At 68.1% G+C, this 15843-nt stretch carries 14 protein-coding genes; 8 read left to right on the top strand and 6 right to left on the bottom strand.

The window, feature by feature from the left end; genetic code table 11:
- The first annotated feature begins 90 nt into the window (after positions 1–90).
- Positions 91–1482, top strand: coding sequence for a hypothetical protein (locus KNO15_RS16055; protein ID WP_241704811.1), 1392 nt, complete (start codon positions 91–93; stop codon positions 1480–1482).
- On the opposite strand, the gene KNO15_RS16050 is transcribed toward KNO15_RS16055, so the two are convergent.
- Positions 1465–1875: a DUF2304 domain-containing protein gene (locus KNO15_RS16050; RefSeq protein ID WP_241705307.1), complete on the bottom strand. Its 411-nt coding sequence runs from the start codon at positions 1873–1875 to the stop codon at positions 1465–1467. The genes KNO15_RS16055 and KNO15_RS16050 overlap by 18 nt on opposite strands.
- A gap of 11 nt (positions 1876–1886) precedes the next feature.
- On the bottom strand, positions 1887–2525 hold the full coding sequence (locus tag KNO15_RS16045) for a glycosyltransferase family 2 protein (RefSeq protein ID WP_278046583.1): 639 nt from the start codon (positions 2523–2525) through the stop codon (positions 1887–1889).
- A gap of 122 nt (positions 2526–2647) precedes the next feature.
- Here KNO15_RS16045 and KNO15_RS16040 point away from each other — a divergent pair, with 122 nt between their 5' ends.
- Genes KNO15_RS16040 through KNO15_RS16020 form a run of 5 tightly spaced genes read left to right on the top strand, consistent with a single transcriptional unit; the run spans position 2648 to position 8038 of the window.
- Positions 2648–4099 (top strand): lipopolysaccharide biosynthesis protein, encoded by a 1452-nt coding sequence (locus KNO15_RS16040; protein ID WP_241704809.1) that lies wholly within the window; start codon positions 2648–2650, stop codon positions 4097–4099.
- Between the two features lie 21 nt (positions 4100–4120).
- Entirely contained in the window at positions 4121–4768 is a 648-nt protein-coding gene (locus KNO15_RS16035; protein WP_374113180.1) for an acyltransferase, read from the top strand.
- Positions 4765–5862, top strand: a complete 1098-nt coding sequence (locus KNO15_RS16030; RefSeq protein ID WP_241704807.1) for a DegT/DnrJ/EryC1/StrS family aminotransferase — start codon at positions 4765–4767, stop codon at positions 5860–5862. Before KNO15_RS16035 ends, KNO15_RS16030 begins: the two co-directional genes overlap by 4 nt.
- On the top strand, positions 5862–6854 hold the full coding sequence (locus KNO15_RS16025) for a Gfo/Idh/MocA family protein (RefSeq protein ID WP_241705306.1): 993 nt from the start codon (positions 5862–5864) through the stop codon (positions 6852–6854). The genes KNO15_RS16030 and KNO15_RS16025 overlap by 1 nt, the downstream gene beginning before the upstream one ends.
- Positions 6851–8038 carry a glycosyltransferase family 4 protein gene (locus KNO15_RS16020; RefSeq protein WP_241704806.1) on the top strand — a complete coding sequence of 396 codons (1188 nt, stop codon included), beginning with the start codon at positions 6851–6853 and terminating at the stop codon, positions 8036–8038. Before KNO15_RS16025 ends, KNO15_RS16020 begins: the two co-directional genes overlap by 4 nt.
- Here the strand turns inward: KNO15_RS16020 and wecB are convergent.
- Positions 8028–9077, bottom strand: coding sequence for a non-hydrolyzing UDP-N-acetylglucosamine 2-epimerase (gene wecB, locus KNO15_RS16015; protein ID WP_241704805.1), 1050 nt, complete (start codon positions 9075–9077; stop codon positions 8028–8030). The genes KNO15_RS16020 and wecB overlap by 11 nt on opposite strands.
- Positions 9078–9133: 56 nt before the next feature.
- Here wecB and KNO15_RS16010 point away from each other — a divergent pair, with 56 nt between their 5' ends.
- Positions 9134–10426, top strand: coding sequence for a nucleotide sugar dehydrogenase (locus tag KNO15_RS16010; protein WP_241704804.1), 1293 nt, complete (start codon positions 9134–9136; stop codon positions 10424–10426).
- Here KNO15_RS16010 and KNO15_RS16005 read toward each other — a convergent pair.
- The 3 genes from KNO15_RS16005 to KNO15_RS15995 are packed head-to-tail and all read right to left on the bottom strand — an operon-like array spanning position 10399 to position 14710.
- On the bottom strand, positions 10399–11931 hold the full coding sequence (locus tag KNO15_RS16005; RefSeq protein ID WP_241704803.1) for a DUF2142 domain-containing protein: 1533 nt from the start codon (positions 11929–11931) through the stop codon (positions 10399–10401). The genes KNO15_RS16010 and KNO15_RS16005 overlap by 28 nt on opposite strands.
- Positions 11932–11963: 32 nt before the next feature.
- Positions 11964–14252 carry a hypothetical protein gene (locus tag KNO15_RS16000; protein ID WP_241704802.1) on the bottom strand — a complete coding sequence of 763 codons (2289 nt, stop codon included), beginning with the start codon at positions 14250–14252 and terminating at the stop codon, positions 11964–11966.
- A complete protein-coding gene (locus KNO15_RS15995) occupies positions 14252–14710 on the bottom strand; it encodes a hypothetical protein (RefSeq protein ID WP_241704801.1) in 459 nt (152 codons plus the stop codon). Before KNO15_RS15995 ends, KNO15_RS16000 begins: the two co-directional genes overlap by 1 nt.
- Positions 14711–14906: 196 nt before the next feature.
- On the opposite strand from KNO15_RS15995, the gene KNO15_RS15990 reads away from it, so the two are divergent.
- Positions 14907–15839, top strand: a complete 933-nt coding sequence (locus KNO15_RS15990) for an ABC transporter permease (RefSeq protein WP_241704800.1) — start codon at positions 14907–14909, stop codon at positions 15837–15839.
- The last annotated feature ends 4 nt before the right edge of the window (positions 15840–15843 follow it).

Here is a 15843-nt window from a genome sequence, read left to right as displayed (position 1 = left end):
GACAGTCTAGGAGACGCCGCTCGCGGCGAGTCCGCAGACCCGGGACCGCTACACTTGTCGAGGCCCGCGCGAGAGGAAAGCACGCAGAACATGGCAGCTACGGCACCCGCTCCCGTCCGCTCGTCCGATCGGTTCACCGCCTGGCTGCGGAGGTTCTGGGTCCCCGTCCTCCTCGTCGTGGTCGCACTCGGGTACGGCGGAACGGTCACAGCGATGCACTCCAAATCGCTCTCCCCGATCGACGAGTGGGTGTACAGCGACTACCTCGACAAGGTGCCGACCGAGCTCCTGGTGCATCAGGGCGAGACGATCGGACACGAAGCGCTCGACCGGATGGCCTGCAACGGCGTCTTCCCCTACGGACCGATGGGCGCGAAGTGCGGTTCCAGCTACAGCGACATCGCCAAGTTCCCCTTCCAGGGCAAGACATCGGCGGACGCGTACACGCCGACGTACTTCGGGATCACGTGGGTCGTCGGGGGTGCCATCCATCTCGCGACCGGGATCGACCAGCTGACCTCATGGCGATTGACGGGACCCCTGTGGCTGGCGGGAACGATGGTGGCGCTGTTCCTCCTCTTCCGCTCCTTCCGGGTTCCGCCGGCCGTCACGGTGGCGCTGGGGCTCGCGTTCATCGTGTCGCCGTTCACCTGGTGGACCTACACCTTCGTGAGCACCGATGCTCCGACCGTGCTGCTCGCCACCCTGCTCGTGCTCCTCGGGACGAAGTACGCGCGTGGCCGGCTGAGCGGGTGGTGGCTCGTCGGGCTCTCGGCGTTCGCCGTGCTGATGAAGGTCACGAACATCCTCGCCGTCTGCCTACTGGCTCTCTACCTGGTCTTCGTCTGGCTCTGGGAGCTGCGTAAGACGAGGTGGACGGACGGCTGGCGCACGCAGAGACCCGGTGTGGAACGTCGATCTTTGGGCCTGCCGCTCTTCGCAGTCCTCTCGGTCGGGGCCGGGATTGCGACCCAGGTGGCATGGTTGGCCGTACACCGCGCACTCGCGATCGGCCCTTCCGCCAATCAGGGACTCGGCGGCCCGTTGAGCCTCAAGTCTCTCGCCGTCCAGCTCACCAACTTCTTGCCGGGTACGCTCACGTCGAACGTGTGGATCACCGGTGGAAGCGGGTATGCGCTCCCGATCTTCGACTGGGCCGTCGCGCCGCTCTCGTGGATCTGCATCGCCGGTGTGCTCGGCGCGTTCTGGTCTGCACGGGTCCGGGGACGCACCGGCCCGATCATCATCGCCACGGCGATCGCATCCGTGGCATTCGCGCCGATGCTCGCGGTCGCGCTCACCGTCACCACCGGAAGCTACTTCGCTCTGCCGCCACGCTATGGCGCGCCGCTGCTTCCCGTCTTCCTGCTGATGCCTGCACTGCTCATCCGAAATCGGTGGGCGACATGGCTCATCATCGGCTACGGTGCCGCCCTCGGCATCGCGATGCTGATCCTGTCCGGCCTACTCTCCCGGTTCTGAGCCGGCCTCGCGCCGGGTGGTCGTCCCTCCGGAACTCAGATCCAGGGTCGCCGGGTCGGGAGCGCGCAGAATCGCGAGCTGCCGGGCGATCTGCGTGACCTCCTGCTCTGTCTTCCGATGCCTGCGCTGGACGACCAGGGAGTTGCCGATGAACACCACGATGAGCGCGTAGAGCAGCAGGTCGGTCCCTCTGCCGACGCCGAGGAGCTGCGCGATGGAGGTGACGGCCGACGGGAAGACGACTGCGAGGACGAGCAGGATCAGCAGCAGCACCATGAGCAGGCGCCGGATCGCGAGATGCCGCGCCCCTCGGCCGGGAAGCATGAGGAAGATCGCGAAGGCCGCGAAGATGACGATGAGAAGGATCTTGATGGCGAGCTGGCCGGTTTCCATGAGGGTCACGCTTACTTGAGGAAGAGATCGGAAAGGATGTTGATGGAGTTCCACACGGACTGACCCTTCGAACGGGAATAGTCGGTGTAGAGCACGTGGACAGGAGCCTCGGCCCAGCGGAGTCTGTTCCTGCCGATCTCCGCGACGATCTCGGAGGCGTGCGCCATCCGGTTCTGCAGGATGACGATCGACTCCGCCGCGTGCCGGTTGAAGGCCCGGAGTCCGTTGTGGGCGTCGGTCAGCTGCACACCACTGCTCATCCGCTCGAAGACGACGCCGGCGCGGAGCACGAGGCGCTTGAGAGGAGACAGCTTCGTCCGATCGTCGAGGAAGCGCGATCCGACGACGACATCCAGGTCGCCGCCGTCCAGCATGGTGACCATGGTCAGCGCGTCCTCGACACGATGCTGGCCGTCGGAGTCGAACGTGACGAAGTAGTCGGCCCGCGGATCCTGGAGCGCGTAATCCAGTCCGGTCCGCAGCGCGGCCCCTTGACCGAGGTTGACGGGGTGCTGCACGACCACCGCTCCTGCGGCACGCGCTTCGGCGGCTGAGTCGTCGGAACTGCCGTCGTCGACGCAGACGACCTTGGGAAACGTCTTACGCGCCTCTTCCATGACTGCACGGACGACGGTCGCTTCGTTGTACAGCGGAACGACAAGCCAGGTTCGCTGCTCGACGGGTATGGAAATGGGTCTCTCCTCGAGATCTGCGGCATCGCCGCGATGAGCGCCCTCATTTTAGCTTGGATGCGCGCTGCTACCCTTATCCGGTGTCAGAGGAGCCCTCCGCAGCAGGATCCGACGCCGGCAGGCTCTCCCTCGCCCGGCGCGGAGCGCTGTCGACCGGCAGCGTGGCCGCTCAAGGCCTTCTCCGCTTCCTCTACAGCCTGATCGTCGGGCGCCTTCTCGGGCCGGCGGCACTGGGCGTCGTGAACAGCAGCATCGCACTGGCCCAGTTCCTGTCGCTGGCGGCGCCTGCCGGGCTGGGAAGCGCGGCCACGACGTTCATCGCGCGCACGAACGGCGCGGGCTCGCACGCTCTCGCCGTCGGCATAACCGCCTTCCTCGCACGGATGACGCTGCTCACCGGCGCAGTGCTGTCGCTCATCGCAGCGGGCCTCACGGCCTTCGTCTTCGATCCGGGCGACTGGCTGGAGCCTGTGCTCGTCGCCCTGCTCACGTTCGCGCTCTCCGCCTATTCGTTCGTGCGGGGCGTCTACTTCGCGCACGGCCGGATGGATCGCGCCCTGTTCTGGGACATCGTCACGTCCGTCTCCGGGCTCCTCCTCCTCGTCGGCGTGATCGTCCTCGACTGGAGCGCCCTCCTCCTGCTCCCGCTCGCGATCACCTACGGCGTGTACGCGATCGCGGGCTGGCCCCGCGGCGGGCGCCTCGGCGAACGGGTGCCTTCCGGGCTCCGCCACGAGATCATCGCCTTCATCGGTTGGACCTCCCTGGCAGCGCTCACAACAGGAGGTTTCCTCCAGCTCAGCATGGTCATCGCCCGGGCGATCGGAACAGCGCAGGCGGCGGGCGAGTACGCGGCCGCTCTCAGTCTCGCCACGCCGGCCACCATGATCGGCTCGATCCTCTCGATCACGATGATGCCCACCATGGCCCACGCCGTCGGCCGGGACGACCGGGACAGTCTGCGCAAGCAGGCCGATCTGACCACGCGTACGCTGGCCCTGCTCCTCGGCCTCGCGTTCGGGTGCCTGATCGTCGCCTCGCGGCCGCTCATCGCCGTCCTGTTCGGAAGTCGCTTCCAGGGCGCGGATGCGATACTGCCCATCCTGATGGCCGCGAGCTTCGTTCAGAGCGTCAACGTCGGCGCTGTGACCGCGCTCGTGACGAGCCATCGCTCGACGGTGCGCGTGCCGTCGCTGCTGAGCCTCGCGGGCGTGGTGGTCGGGCTGGGCGTCATGGCAGCGCTGGTCCCCACGCTGTCGGTCACCGGCGTCGCGATCGGCTTCCTCGTGTCCGCCGTGATCTCGGGCCTCGGCCCGATCCTGGTGGTCTGGAGGGCGCACCGCATGCAGTGGACGGGTCTGTTCGTCCGCATCGCCTGCGGAGTCGTGCTCGTCGGCGTGCTGCTCGTCGTGACGCGGGAGTGGATCGGAGGGTATTGGGCGGATGTGGTGCTCGCGCTCGGATTCGCGGCCGCGTGGCTCGTCATCATGCTGCCGGAGCTGCGGATTCTGCGCCGATCCATAGCTGCGTGACCCCCGGTGGGGGCGCGCTCCATGATAGTTTCAGAAGAAAGCCCCCTGAAGTCTCCGTGCCGGAGAGGAACCTCACCATTGGTATACGTCGCCCCTGGAGCTGACGTGTCCCCGGACGCCGTCATCGGCGAGGGCACAAGGGTCTGGCATCTCGCTCAGATCCGCGAGTCCGCGGTCATCGGCCGCGACTGCGTGATCGGACGCGCCGCCTACATCGGCACCGGTGTACGAGTCGGCGACAACTGCAAGATCCAGAACCACGCTCTGGTCTACGAGCCGGCCGTGCTCGGCGACGGAGTCTTCGTCGGACCAGCCGTCGTCTTCACGAACGACCACAACCCTCGGGCCGTCACGCCCGACGGGCAGCTGAAATCCGCGTCCGACTGGCAGCCTGTGGGAGTCACCGTCCGCGAGGGCGCGTCCATCGGTGCAGGCGCGGTGTGCGTGGCTCCGGTGAGTATCGGGCGTTGGGCTCTCGTAGCAGCCGGAGCCGTGGTGACCCGCGACGTACCGGACTTCGCGCTCGTCGCCGGCAATCCTGCTCGTCGCATCGGCTGGGTGGGACGCTCCGGCGCACGGCTGGTCTCCGACGACGACGGCTGGCGGTGCCCTGACACCGACGAACGCTTCGTCGAAAGAGCTGGACTCCTCGAGGAACGACCCGCATGAGCAACACCGACTCCTTCATCCCTGCCGCCCGCCCCGTCGTGGGCGAAGCGGAGCGCGCAGCCGTCGACGCGGTGCTCGCCTCCGGGATGCTGGCTCAGGGTGCCGAGGTCGAGGCATTCGAGAGCGAGTTCGCCGACGCCGTTGTCGGCGGGACGCCGTGCGTCGCTGTGAACTCCGGCACGTCCGGCCTGCACCTCGGGCTCCTGGCAGCAGGCATCGGCCCGGGCGACGAGGTCGTCGTGCCGTCGTTCACGTTCGCCGCGACGGCGAACTCGGTCGCTCTCACGGGCGCGACTCCGGTGTTCGCCGACATCGACCCGACGACCTACACACTCGATCCGGCCTCCGTCGAGACGGTCGTGACCGAGCGCACCGCCGCGATCATGCCGGTGCATCTCTACGGCCAGCCCGCAGACATGACAGGACTGGGCGCCGTCGCCACCCGCCACGGACTCGCGATCTTCGAGGACGCGGCGCAAGCCCACGGAGCCACCCTCGACGGTGTGCCGGTCGGCTCGCTCGGCGTGTTCGGCGTGTTCAGCCTTTACCCCACCAAGAACATGACCTCGGGCGAAGGCGGGATGGTGTCGACCGCCGATGCAGCGGTACGCCGCCGGCTCCGCCTCCTGCGCAACCAGGGCATGGAGCGTCAGTACCACAACGAGATCGTCGGGTTCAACGCACGGATGACCGACATCCACGCTGCGATCGGCCGTGTGCAGCTCACCCGGCTGGCCGAATGGACCCGCATGCGTCAGGAGAACGCTGCCGTCCTCGACGCCGGCCTCCGAGGAGTCGTCACTCCGGCGGTCCGCCCCGGTGCGACGCACGTCTATCACCAGTACACGATTCGCGTCCCGGAGGATCGCGATGGTTTCTCGAATGCCCTGCGCGAGGAGTACGCGATCGGATCCGGTGTCTACTATCCGGTCCCGAACCATCGGCTGCCGTCCTTCGCCCGTACCGAGCACCTTCCTGAGACCGAACGCGCCTCCGCCGAGGTGATCTCGCTGCCCGTGCACCCGTCGTTGACTCGGAACGACCTCGACCGGATCGTCGACGCCGTGAACTCCCTGGCGAAGGCGGGTGCATGATGGCGGACCTCCGGCTGGGACTGATCGGGATCGGGATGATGGGACGCCACCATGCCCGCGTCATCACGGAGACCGATGGCGTGGTCCTCGCCGGCGTCGTCGACGAAGCCGGGGATCCGCGGCGCGCTGCGGGGGATGCTCCCCTCTTCGACTCGCTCGAGGCTCTCATCGCCGCGGGGATCGACGCGGCAGTTGTCTCGGTGCCGACGCACGCTCACGAGCAGATCGCGCTCCAGCTCGCCAGTGCCGGCATTCATGCGCTGGTCGAGAAGCCGCTCACTGCAGACAGCGAGTCCGGCCGCAGGGTCGCCGACGCGTTCGCGCGGGCCGGCCTCGTCGGCGCGGTCGGCCACATCGAGCGCTACAACCCTGCGCTTCGGAGCCTGCGTGACCGGGTCGACTCAGGCGAGCTCGGCGACGTCTACCAGATCGCCACACGGCGACAAGGGCCTTTTCCCTCCCGGATCGCCGACGTGGGTGTCGTGAAGGATCTGGCGACGCACGACATCGACGCCACCGCCTGGCTCGCGCAGAGCCGGTTCGGCACCGTCACTGCGCACACCGCCTCCCGCAGCGGCCGTCCGCACGAAGACCTCGTCTCGGCGACTGCGCAGCTCGAGAGCGGCATCATCACCAACCACCTCGTCAATTGGCTGTCCCCGATGAAGGAACGGGTCACCGTCGTCACCGGCGAGCGTGGAGCTCTGGTCGCCGACACCGTCAGCGCTGACCTCACGTTCTTCGAGAACGGCACCTTCTCGCTCGACTGGGAGTCGGTCATGGCCTTCCGCGGGGTTTCGGAGGGCACCGTGACCCGGTTCGCATTGAACAAGCGCGAGCCGCTGCGTGTCGAGCACGAAGCGTTCCGCGACGCGATCCTCGGCGTCGGTTCGGACATCGTCACGATGACCGAGGGAGTCGAGAACGTCCGCGTCGCCGAAGCCCTGCTGCGCTCGGCGGCGCTCGGCGTCTCGGTCAAGGTGGACCGGTGAGCGGCATACGCGTCCTGGTGGCGACGCGTCTCTATGCGCCGGAGGTCGCCGCGGCGGCCTTCCGGCTGCGCGCGCTCGCGCGCGGCCTCGCCGCGAACGGCTCCGAGGTGCGGGTCGTGACGACGAGACCGCCGCGTCACTCGCCGAAGCCACCGAAGGACCGCGGCGTCCGGGTGTCGCGCTTCCCCGTGCTCCGGGATTCGGGGGGCAACGTCCGAGGCTACCTGCAGTACCTCAGCTTCGACCTCCCGCTCTTCTTCCGGCTCCTGTTCGCCCGAGGCGACCTGGTGATCTGCGAACCGCCGCCGACGACCGGCACGGTCGTCGCTCTCACGTCGTGGCTCCGCAGACGTCCCTACGTGCATTACGCCGCCGATATCTGGACCGACGGCGTGGTCGCTCTCGGTGCGCCGCGATTCGTCGTCGCGATCATGCGCACTCTCGAGAGGTTCACCCTCCGCAATGCCGCACTGGTGCTCGCGGTCTCCGACGGTGTCGCCGAGCGGGTCTCCGAGTTCGGTGTGCCGGCGGAACGGATCACCAACATCGGAAACGGCGTCGACATGGAGACGTTCCGCCTCGACGGCGAGGTGCAGCACGAGTCACGACCGACGTTCGTCTACACGGGGTCGATGTCGGAGTGGCAGACTCCCGGCGTCTTCGTCAAGGCCCTGCCTCGGGTGCTCGAAGAATTCCCCTCCGCTCGCATCCACTTCTTCGGGCAGGGTGTCGAGGAGGAGGCCACCCGGCAACTCGCAGAGCAGCTCGCTCCCGGCTCTGTCGAGTTCGGGGGCGTGGTCGCGCCTGCGGTCGCGGCGCGCTGGCTGCGCGGCGCGACAGCGGCGCTCGCCAGCATCACACCGGGGGTCGGCTACGACTTCGCCAAGCCGACGAAGATCTACGCCGCGGCCTCGTGCGGAGCGCCCGTGGTGTTCGCCGGCATCGGCGCAGGGGCGCAATTGGTCGCGGAAAGCGGTCTCGGGTGGCGCGCCGGCTACGATCCCGCGGAGGTCGCCGAAGCGATGATCGCGGCCGCCCGCGCGGAGGCGAATGGCGAACGCGCCGCTCGCGCGGCCGAGCGCAGCCGCTGGGTCGCCGACAACGCGTCGCTCGACGCGATCGGCGACCGCGGTGCGAAAGCGGCACTCGCGACCGTCGGCAACAGCGCACCGGTCACCGGCTGAGCGCCTCCAGGACGCGCTCGGCAGCGTGCCCGTCTCCGTAAGGCGCCGCGGAGGTGTCCTCCGGCCGAGGACGCTCGACCGCGCTGCGCAGCTGTGAGAGGTCGGAATCGACGAGCACGTTCCAGCCGAGGTCGACGGTCTCGACCCACTCGGTCTCGGAGCGGACCGTCGTGCACGGGATCCGGAGCAGGAAGGCCTCCTTCTGGAGCCCGCCGGAATCCGTGACGACACCGGCGCTGTTCATCACGGCGGTGACGAGATCGGGGTACGCCAACGGGTCGTGGACGACGATCGAGCCGCGGTCGAGCGCGATGCCGGCGGCGTCGGCGGCGGCGCGGAGACGTGGATGCGCGAGAAGGACGACGGGCCGCGTCAGCCCGGAGAGCTGATCCACGATCGCCGCCAGTCGCTCCGGTCGATCGGTGTTGTCGGGCCGGTGCAGGGTCGCCACGTGATAGCCGCCCGGTTCGAGGCCGTCGAACGGCGTGGACGCCGTGCGCACGCTGTCGCGGACGCGAAAGAGCACGTCGGTCATCACATCGCCGACGAGCACGCTTCGGGAGCCGAGACCCTCCTCCTCGAGGTGCTCGAGCGCGACCTCCGTCGGCGCGAGAAGCAGATCGGCCGCGTGGTCGGTGAGCACCCGGTTGTGCTCTTCGGGCATCCGCCGGTTGAAGGAACGCAGCCCTGCTTCGAGATGGGCGAGCGGAAGGTGCAGTTTGACCGCCGCGACGGCGGCCGCCAGCGTCGAGTTGGTGTCGCCGTAGACGAGCACCCAGTCGGGAGCGTATCGCTCCAGCTCCGGCTCCAGCGCGGCGAGCATCGCCCCGGTCTGGGCACCGTGCCGCCCCGACCCGATCGCCAGGTTGACGTCGGGCGCCGGTATGCCGAGGTCACGGAAGAACACGTCCGACATCAGCTCGTCGTAGTGCTGACCCGTGTGGATGACGATGTGCTCGACGTGCCCGTCGAAGGCCCGTGCGATCGGGGCGAGCTTGACGAACTGGGGCCGAGCTCCGACCACACTCAGAATGCGCATCAACTCAGCTTAGACGCTGAAGGACCCCTCAGAACCGGACCGTAAGATGGAGCATCATGAGAATCACCGTCGTCGCGCTCGGGAAGATCGGGCTGCCGCTGGCCGTCCAGTTCGCATCGAAGGGGCACACCGTCGTCGGTGTCGATGTCGACCCCGCGGTCGTCGCCTCGGTCAATGCGGCGATCGCACCATTCCCCGGTGAGGCCGAGCTCCCGGAACGGCTCAGCGAGGTCGTCGGCTCCGGCCTGCTCCGTGCGACCACCGACTATTCCGAGGCCATCCCCGACGCCGACGCCGTCGTCGTGGTGGTCCCCCTCTTCGTCGACGCCGAGGCGCGCCCCGACTGGACCTGGATGGACTCGGCGACGGCCTCGATCGGCCGTCACCTCACAGCGGGCACTCTCGTGTCCTACGAGACAACTCTGCCCGTCGGCACGACGAGGACCCGCTGGGCGCCACGACTGGCAGAGGTCTCCGGCCTGACCGAGGGCACCGACTTCCATGTCGCGTTCTCCCCCGAGCGCGTGCTGTCGGGACGGATCTTCGCGGACCTCCGACGCTACCCCAAGCTCATCGGCGGTCTCAGCGCGGCCGGTGCCGACCGTGCCAGGGAGTTCTACGAGCAGGTGCTCGAGTTCGACGAGCGCCCCGACCTCGACCGGCCCAACGGGGTCTGGGACCTGGGCTCCGCCGAGGCCGCCGAGTTCGCCAAGCTGGCCGAGACGACCTACCGTGACGTCAACATCGCGCTGGCGAACCAGTTCGCGCAGTTCGCCGAGCGCACCGGCATCGACGTGTACCAGGTCATCGAGGCGTCGAACTCACAGCCGTACAGCCACATCCACCGGCCCGGGATCGCGGTCGGTGGCCACTGCATCCCGGTGTACCCGCGCCTCTATCTGTGGAACGACCCGGAGGCGACGGTCGTCCGCGCTGCCCGCGAGGCGAACTCGCTGATGCCTGCCCACGCCGTCGACCTGCTCGACGCAGCTACCGGTGGTCTCGACGGCGCGACTGTGGTCGTGCTCGGCGCCGCTTACCGCGGTGGTGTCAAAGAGACGGCGTTCTCAGGCGTCTTCCCCACCGTCGCGGAGCTCGAGGCGCGAGGTGCTGTCGCTGTCGTGCACGACCCCCTGTACACGGATGACGAGCTTCGCACTCTCGGGTTCCGGCCGTATCACCTCGGGGGCGCGGCCGACGCCGCAGTCATCCAGACAGACCACGCGGAGTATCGCTCGCTCGGCTCGACGGACATCCCCGGGGTACGCGCGGTCGTCGACGGACGGCGCGTCAGCTCGCCCGACGCGTGGCCGGGTGCCGCCTATCGTGTGATCGGCGCGGCTGTCTGATCCGTCACGACAGCGAGCTCCGCAGGTTCCTCGCGCTCGACCCGCGTGGACCACAGCGCGATCGCGACGGCTCCAGCGAACGCGAGCGTCCCGACCACCCAGACCACCATCGGCGAGACCGGCCCCAGCCACCACTGGCCCACGAAGTGATTGAGGTTGGGGTCCTCAACGCTCAAGCCTGAGATGTACCGCCTGATGTTGACGTGCAGTGCGGCGGCGTTGGCTGCGGCGAGGGCGACGGCAGTGGCCACCACCTGGAAGCGGGTGAATCGCAGCCCACGACCATTCGTGTCGAGGAGTGCGAAGCCGGCGAACATGATGAGCAACGGCAGGACGTACCGTGGCTGTACTTCCTTGCCGACGATGGCATCGCCCGCGAACAGGACATAGCTGGGTATGGCCGCCAGCGCGAAGCCGGAGACGATCATCGCCAGCAGCTTCCGGACGCTGAAAGCGACTGCGCCGGCGAAGAGGGCGGCGCCGAAGACGCCGATCGCGAACATGGGCACGACGCCCGGCATCGGCGTGTCCAGCCATCCCAGTCCCCAGGTCCCCAGCGACCCCGACCAGAGTCCCGGCAGGTCGAGGAGGTTGTTCCAGAGCAGTCCGACCGCGCTGAGGCCGCTCCCCTCGTGGCTGCCGACGAGACCACCGCTCGAACCCGACTGGCCGGCGCTGCGGTAGAGGAGCAGGGCGAGCACGAGCAGCCCGGCGAGCAGAATGCACTTGAGCGCGTACTCCCGCGTCCGCCTGGCCTCGAAGACCGCGACAGCCGCCACGGCGACGCCGACATAGACGGCGGCGTCGGCGCGCGCGCCCGCTCCCATGACCGCAGTGCCGAGAGCGACCGCCCCGAGTCCCCACATCCGCTTGCCGGTGGTCTCGAAGAATCCCACCAGGGCGAGCCACACCGAGCCGCCCGCGATCACCGCCCAGGAGCTGGGGTTGTTCGACGCGATCAGGAACATCCCGAGCGGGACGACCGTGACCGACCACATCCAGAGCAGCGTGCCACGTCGACGGGTCGGAAGGAGGAAGTAGAGCAGAGTGCCGACCCCCGCGAAGAGCGCGGCGTTGAAGAGACGCATGACGATGACCGAGACGGCGACGTCAGGGCTCGCGAAGATGCTCTGGATCGCATAGAAGACACGCGGATACTGGCCGCCGTGGTTCCAGCGGTCGGTCGCGACCAGCGCGGGATGCGGCTTGGCCACCTCCGCGGGACTGCACCGTGCGTCCTGGGCTGCGGTCGTCCGATTGCACAGCGTCTCCGCAGCCGCATAGGGCACGGAGCGTTCGTCCGCGTGCCCGGGGACCGCCTCGCACAGTCCGGGCCGGTCTCCGAGACCGCACCAGGTGCTCGCGAGATGGAAGTCGTCGTCCGGACTCGATCCGATCGGCGAGGACACCGCCCAGGCGCCGAGCGCCAGGAAGATCAGAATCGGGATGAGGATGATCGTGGGGAACGAACGACGTCCGGCACGTACGGATTCAGCGGATGACACCACCCGAGTCTATCGATCGCGGCTCGGCTCGCTCAGGCGGCCGGGCCCGTCGGGATCGCGGCCCCGAACAACGCGTGGACGTTGAGGAACGTCTGGCCCTGGCTCAGCTCAGCGAAGCGCTGCATCGAGTCGATGTGGCGCTTCTGTCCGCCGACCAGCTGATAGATGCTGCCGTCCGGTGTGCGGATGAACGACGTGGCCGGTGTGCCGATGGTGAGCAGCTGACAGGCGTAGCTGTCGAGCGCCACGAAGGTGAACGGGTAGAGCGCCTTCTGGGCATCGGTGACCTGGTGGATGCTGCCCCCGGCGCTCACATAGTTGTTGCTGCCGCAGGTCAGTCCGAATCCCAGCAGGGTGGTCGCCCGGGGATAGGCGTCGATCCGGGCCTGCGTCGTGTAGCTGAACGCGGTCAGGCCGGCTTCCGTCGCGTAGGCGAAGTTCGACATGGCGATCTTGCTCGTCACCCCGTTGATCAGGTACACCGTGGCATCGGCATCCGACCGGACGAGCGTGTTCGTGGTGAGAGCGACAGGTCCCTTCGGGATGGCGTTGACCAGCGCGTCCGGAACCGTGCTGATCACCGGCGTCCCCCCGCCCGACAGGGCGACCAGCGACTCCCAGGCGCCGACGGGCAGCAGCTTGTCGCTCATCACCAGGTAGACCGTCGCCGAGCTCGACGTCTTGATGCTGGAGCCCGCCGCGATCTGGCCCTTCGACGGATACGTGTCCAGGAACGCCTGCGGCACCGGCACCGTCGTCAGGGTCGGGCCGGACGCGCGCCAGTCGTAGCGTCCGCCGTCTGCGAGGACGGAGACCGTGCTGGAGCCGGACACGGTCACCAGGCCCGCGAACGACGTGGAGGCGGCAGGCAGCATCGCCAGACTCGCGCTCGAGAGCGACCCGACGGACCGCGACGCGACCTGGGAAGAGCCGACGGCACCCGCGTCCACCGCATACCGCTGCCCGTTGCCCAGATACGAATACGTCGAGGTGCCTCGGTCGAGGGCGTAGACCCCCTCCCGGATGATCGGCTGGCCGAGAGGGAGCGTCGCGACGGCGTTCTCGGTGAGGACGTTGTAGCTCGCGGGCAGACCGGCGTTGGCCTGCGACGTGGCGTCGAGGATTTCGCGCTTGGACCCCTGGGTCACGTAGTAGCGCGAGCCGGAAGTGGTTCCCAGGACAGGCCCCATCGCGGGACCGGTGGCGAACCCGGAGAGCTGTTCGTCGGTCAACTGCACGTAGCCACTCGTGCCGCATTGGCCGCCGTAGTCCGCGACGAGCCCGCACGAGAGGAACGGCAGTTTGATGCTGGCATCGGTGAAGTAGATCGTCCCGCCCGGCGATCGCATGACCCGTCCGGCGGTCTGCTGGGTGGTGAAGCCGTCGAGGTAGCTCTGGGACACGTACCCGACGGGCCCGAGCGGTGCATACGCGTTCAGGATGAGCTGGCTCGAGATCGGGTACTTGACCGTTCCCGAGACGATGTACACCGTCGCGTTGGAGATCGTGCGCATGAGCGCTGTTGCGGCGGTCGTCGAGCCGAACCAGTCGGTGAAGATCCGCCAGAAGTTGCGGTTGCCGTACGCGCTGCAGCCGTCCCCCGTCCCGTACAGGTTGGCGAGGGCTGCCGCATTCGGCTGGTACGGGGTGTAGTTGTAGAGGCCGGCGGTCGCCTGGTTCTGGATGAACACGTTTCCCGAGCCGCACGCGGCGTTCGGGCTGTAACGGATGGCGTTCACCCGGCCGGCGATGTGATTCCAGTTCGTCGGCGTCGCGGCATACCGTTTGAACTGCAGCGCCGCGTTGTAGACCTGGTTGAAGAAGCCGTAGTACTCGGTGTCGCACGCCGCCGTGTCGGGGCATCCGTATCCGGTCGCAGATCGGTACTGCCCGGCCGTCGGCCAGGTGTCGCTCACCAGGCTCTGCTCTTTCTCCAGCAGGACGATGAGCGCCTTCTGGCTGATGCCGCAGGCCGCGCCGACTTTCGCGATGATCGTGGAGGCCAGCTCGTTCGCCGCACCCGCGTACGCGTCGCACCGGCCGCTCACGGCGGCTTTCGACGACGTCGTCTGCCGATAGTCCTTGAGACAGGTGTAGCCGGCGGTGCACGAGGCGACCTTGCTCGCGAGGAAGGACTGCACGTCGCCGGCGCCCATGGCTCCACCATCGAAGAAGAGGGCGTCGCTGATGATGTCGCCTGGATCGAACTGGCGTGCGTCGGCGGCCGCGGCAGGCGGAGCCTGCGTCGGGGATGCCACGGGGACGAGCACGGCGCAGAGCGCTGCGACGACGGCGACGACGGCGATGACACGGCCCCGCATCAGGGCACCTCCACTGTCGTCGCCTCAGACGTGTGGGGCGTGCCGTCGATCGTCATGCCGACGGTCACCTTCCAGGGCCCCCGCTGGAACTTCTCGATCGGCACCTGGACGCTGCCGCACGACGTGGTCATCCGGTCGGCGCTCGCGTCGTGCTCCACGGTGAACTCCGATCCGTTCGCGCTGAAGGTGAACTCGCACGTCCCGCTGTCCTGAACGGTCCCCTGCACATAGCCGGATGCCGTGACATTGCGGCCGTCGACATCGACGCTGGCGACGACCAGGACCGCTTCGATCGGCGCCGGCGTCGCCTCGTCCGCGCCCGGCGAACTGGTCTTGGTCGCCGAGGGCGCTGCGGGACCCGTCGCCTCCGGAGGCGCGGATGTGCACGCCGTCAGCAGCGCTGCTGCGGCGAGGAGCACGGCGAAGGCGAAGGCGGTGGGGGGTGCGGACCTGCTCATGTGGATGTCGTCTCTCGGGGTCGGCGAGATGCGACGGTTGTCGCGTCGTGTGCTTTCGGGTCGCTCCGTCGAGTCTAGCCAGGCGCTTTCCGGGCCACGAGGGCAGACACAGCCCTATTAAGGGGTACAGAGCCGCCTCGGCGAGTACGTGCGGCGTCCGCTCTTCGTTCAGGTGCGCTGAGTTAAGCTATTCGCCATGAGTTCTCCCGAAGCGCGTTCCCGAGCTGCGCTCATCTCCACCGAGCCGCTCGTCGCGGTGGGCACGACCTCTGGCCTGTTCCGGGGAACCGCGCGCTCGGTGGCGGACATCTGGGCGCACCGCGACCTCCTCGGACTGCTGGTGCGCCGCGAGATCAAGTCGCGCTACAAAGACAGCTCGCTCGGCGTGCTGTGGAGCCTGTTCCGGCCCATCGCCCAGCTGCTGATCTACTACCTCGCCATCGGCCAGGTGCTCGGCGCCGCGCGGGCGACGCCCGACTTCGCGATCTTCGTCTTCATCGGACTCACCATGTGGGGACTGTTCTCGGAGATCGTCCAGAGCTCCACCACCTCCATCCTGGCCAACTCCGGCCTGGTCAAGAAGGTGTACCTGCCGCGCGAGATCTTCCCGCTCAGCTCGATCGGCGGAGCCCTCTTCAACTTCCTCGTGCAACTGATCGTGCTCGTCTTGGCGATCATCTTCCTCGCGAGCGTGCCGTTCGATTGGAGCGCGGGGATCCTGCTCGCGCCGGCCAGCGTCATCACGCTCGTGGTGTTCTCCACGGCGATCGGGCTGTTCCTCTCCGCGGTCAACGTCTACCTGCGCGACGCCCAGCACCTCGTCGAGATCGCGCTCATCATCCTGTTCTGGGCCTCGCCGATCGTCTACTCCTACACATACGTGCACAAACTCCTCCAGGGGAACTGGCTGGAGCAGCTCTACCTGGCCAACCCCGTCACGATCGCGATCCTCGGCATGCAGCGCGCTTTGTGGTCCGCGGGCGACACCGCCACCGGACCGATGGCGCAGGTCTGGCCGCCCGGTCTCGGCATCCGCCTGCTCGTGGTATTCGTCATCAGCATCGTCCTTCTCTGGCTCGCACAGCGCGTGTTCGCGCGGCTCCAGGGAAACTTCGCGCAGGAGCTCTGAGAAC

The sequence above is a fragment of the Leifsonia shinshuensis genome, assembly GCF_022606355.1.
GTDB lineage: Bacteria > Actinomycetota > Actinomycetes > Actinomycetales > Microbacteriaceae > Leifsonia > Leifsonia shinshuensis_B.
Note: the sequence above shows the minus strand (reverse complement) of the source record. Positions and strands in the feature narration are given on the sequence as shown.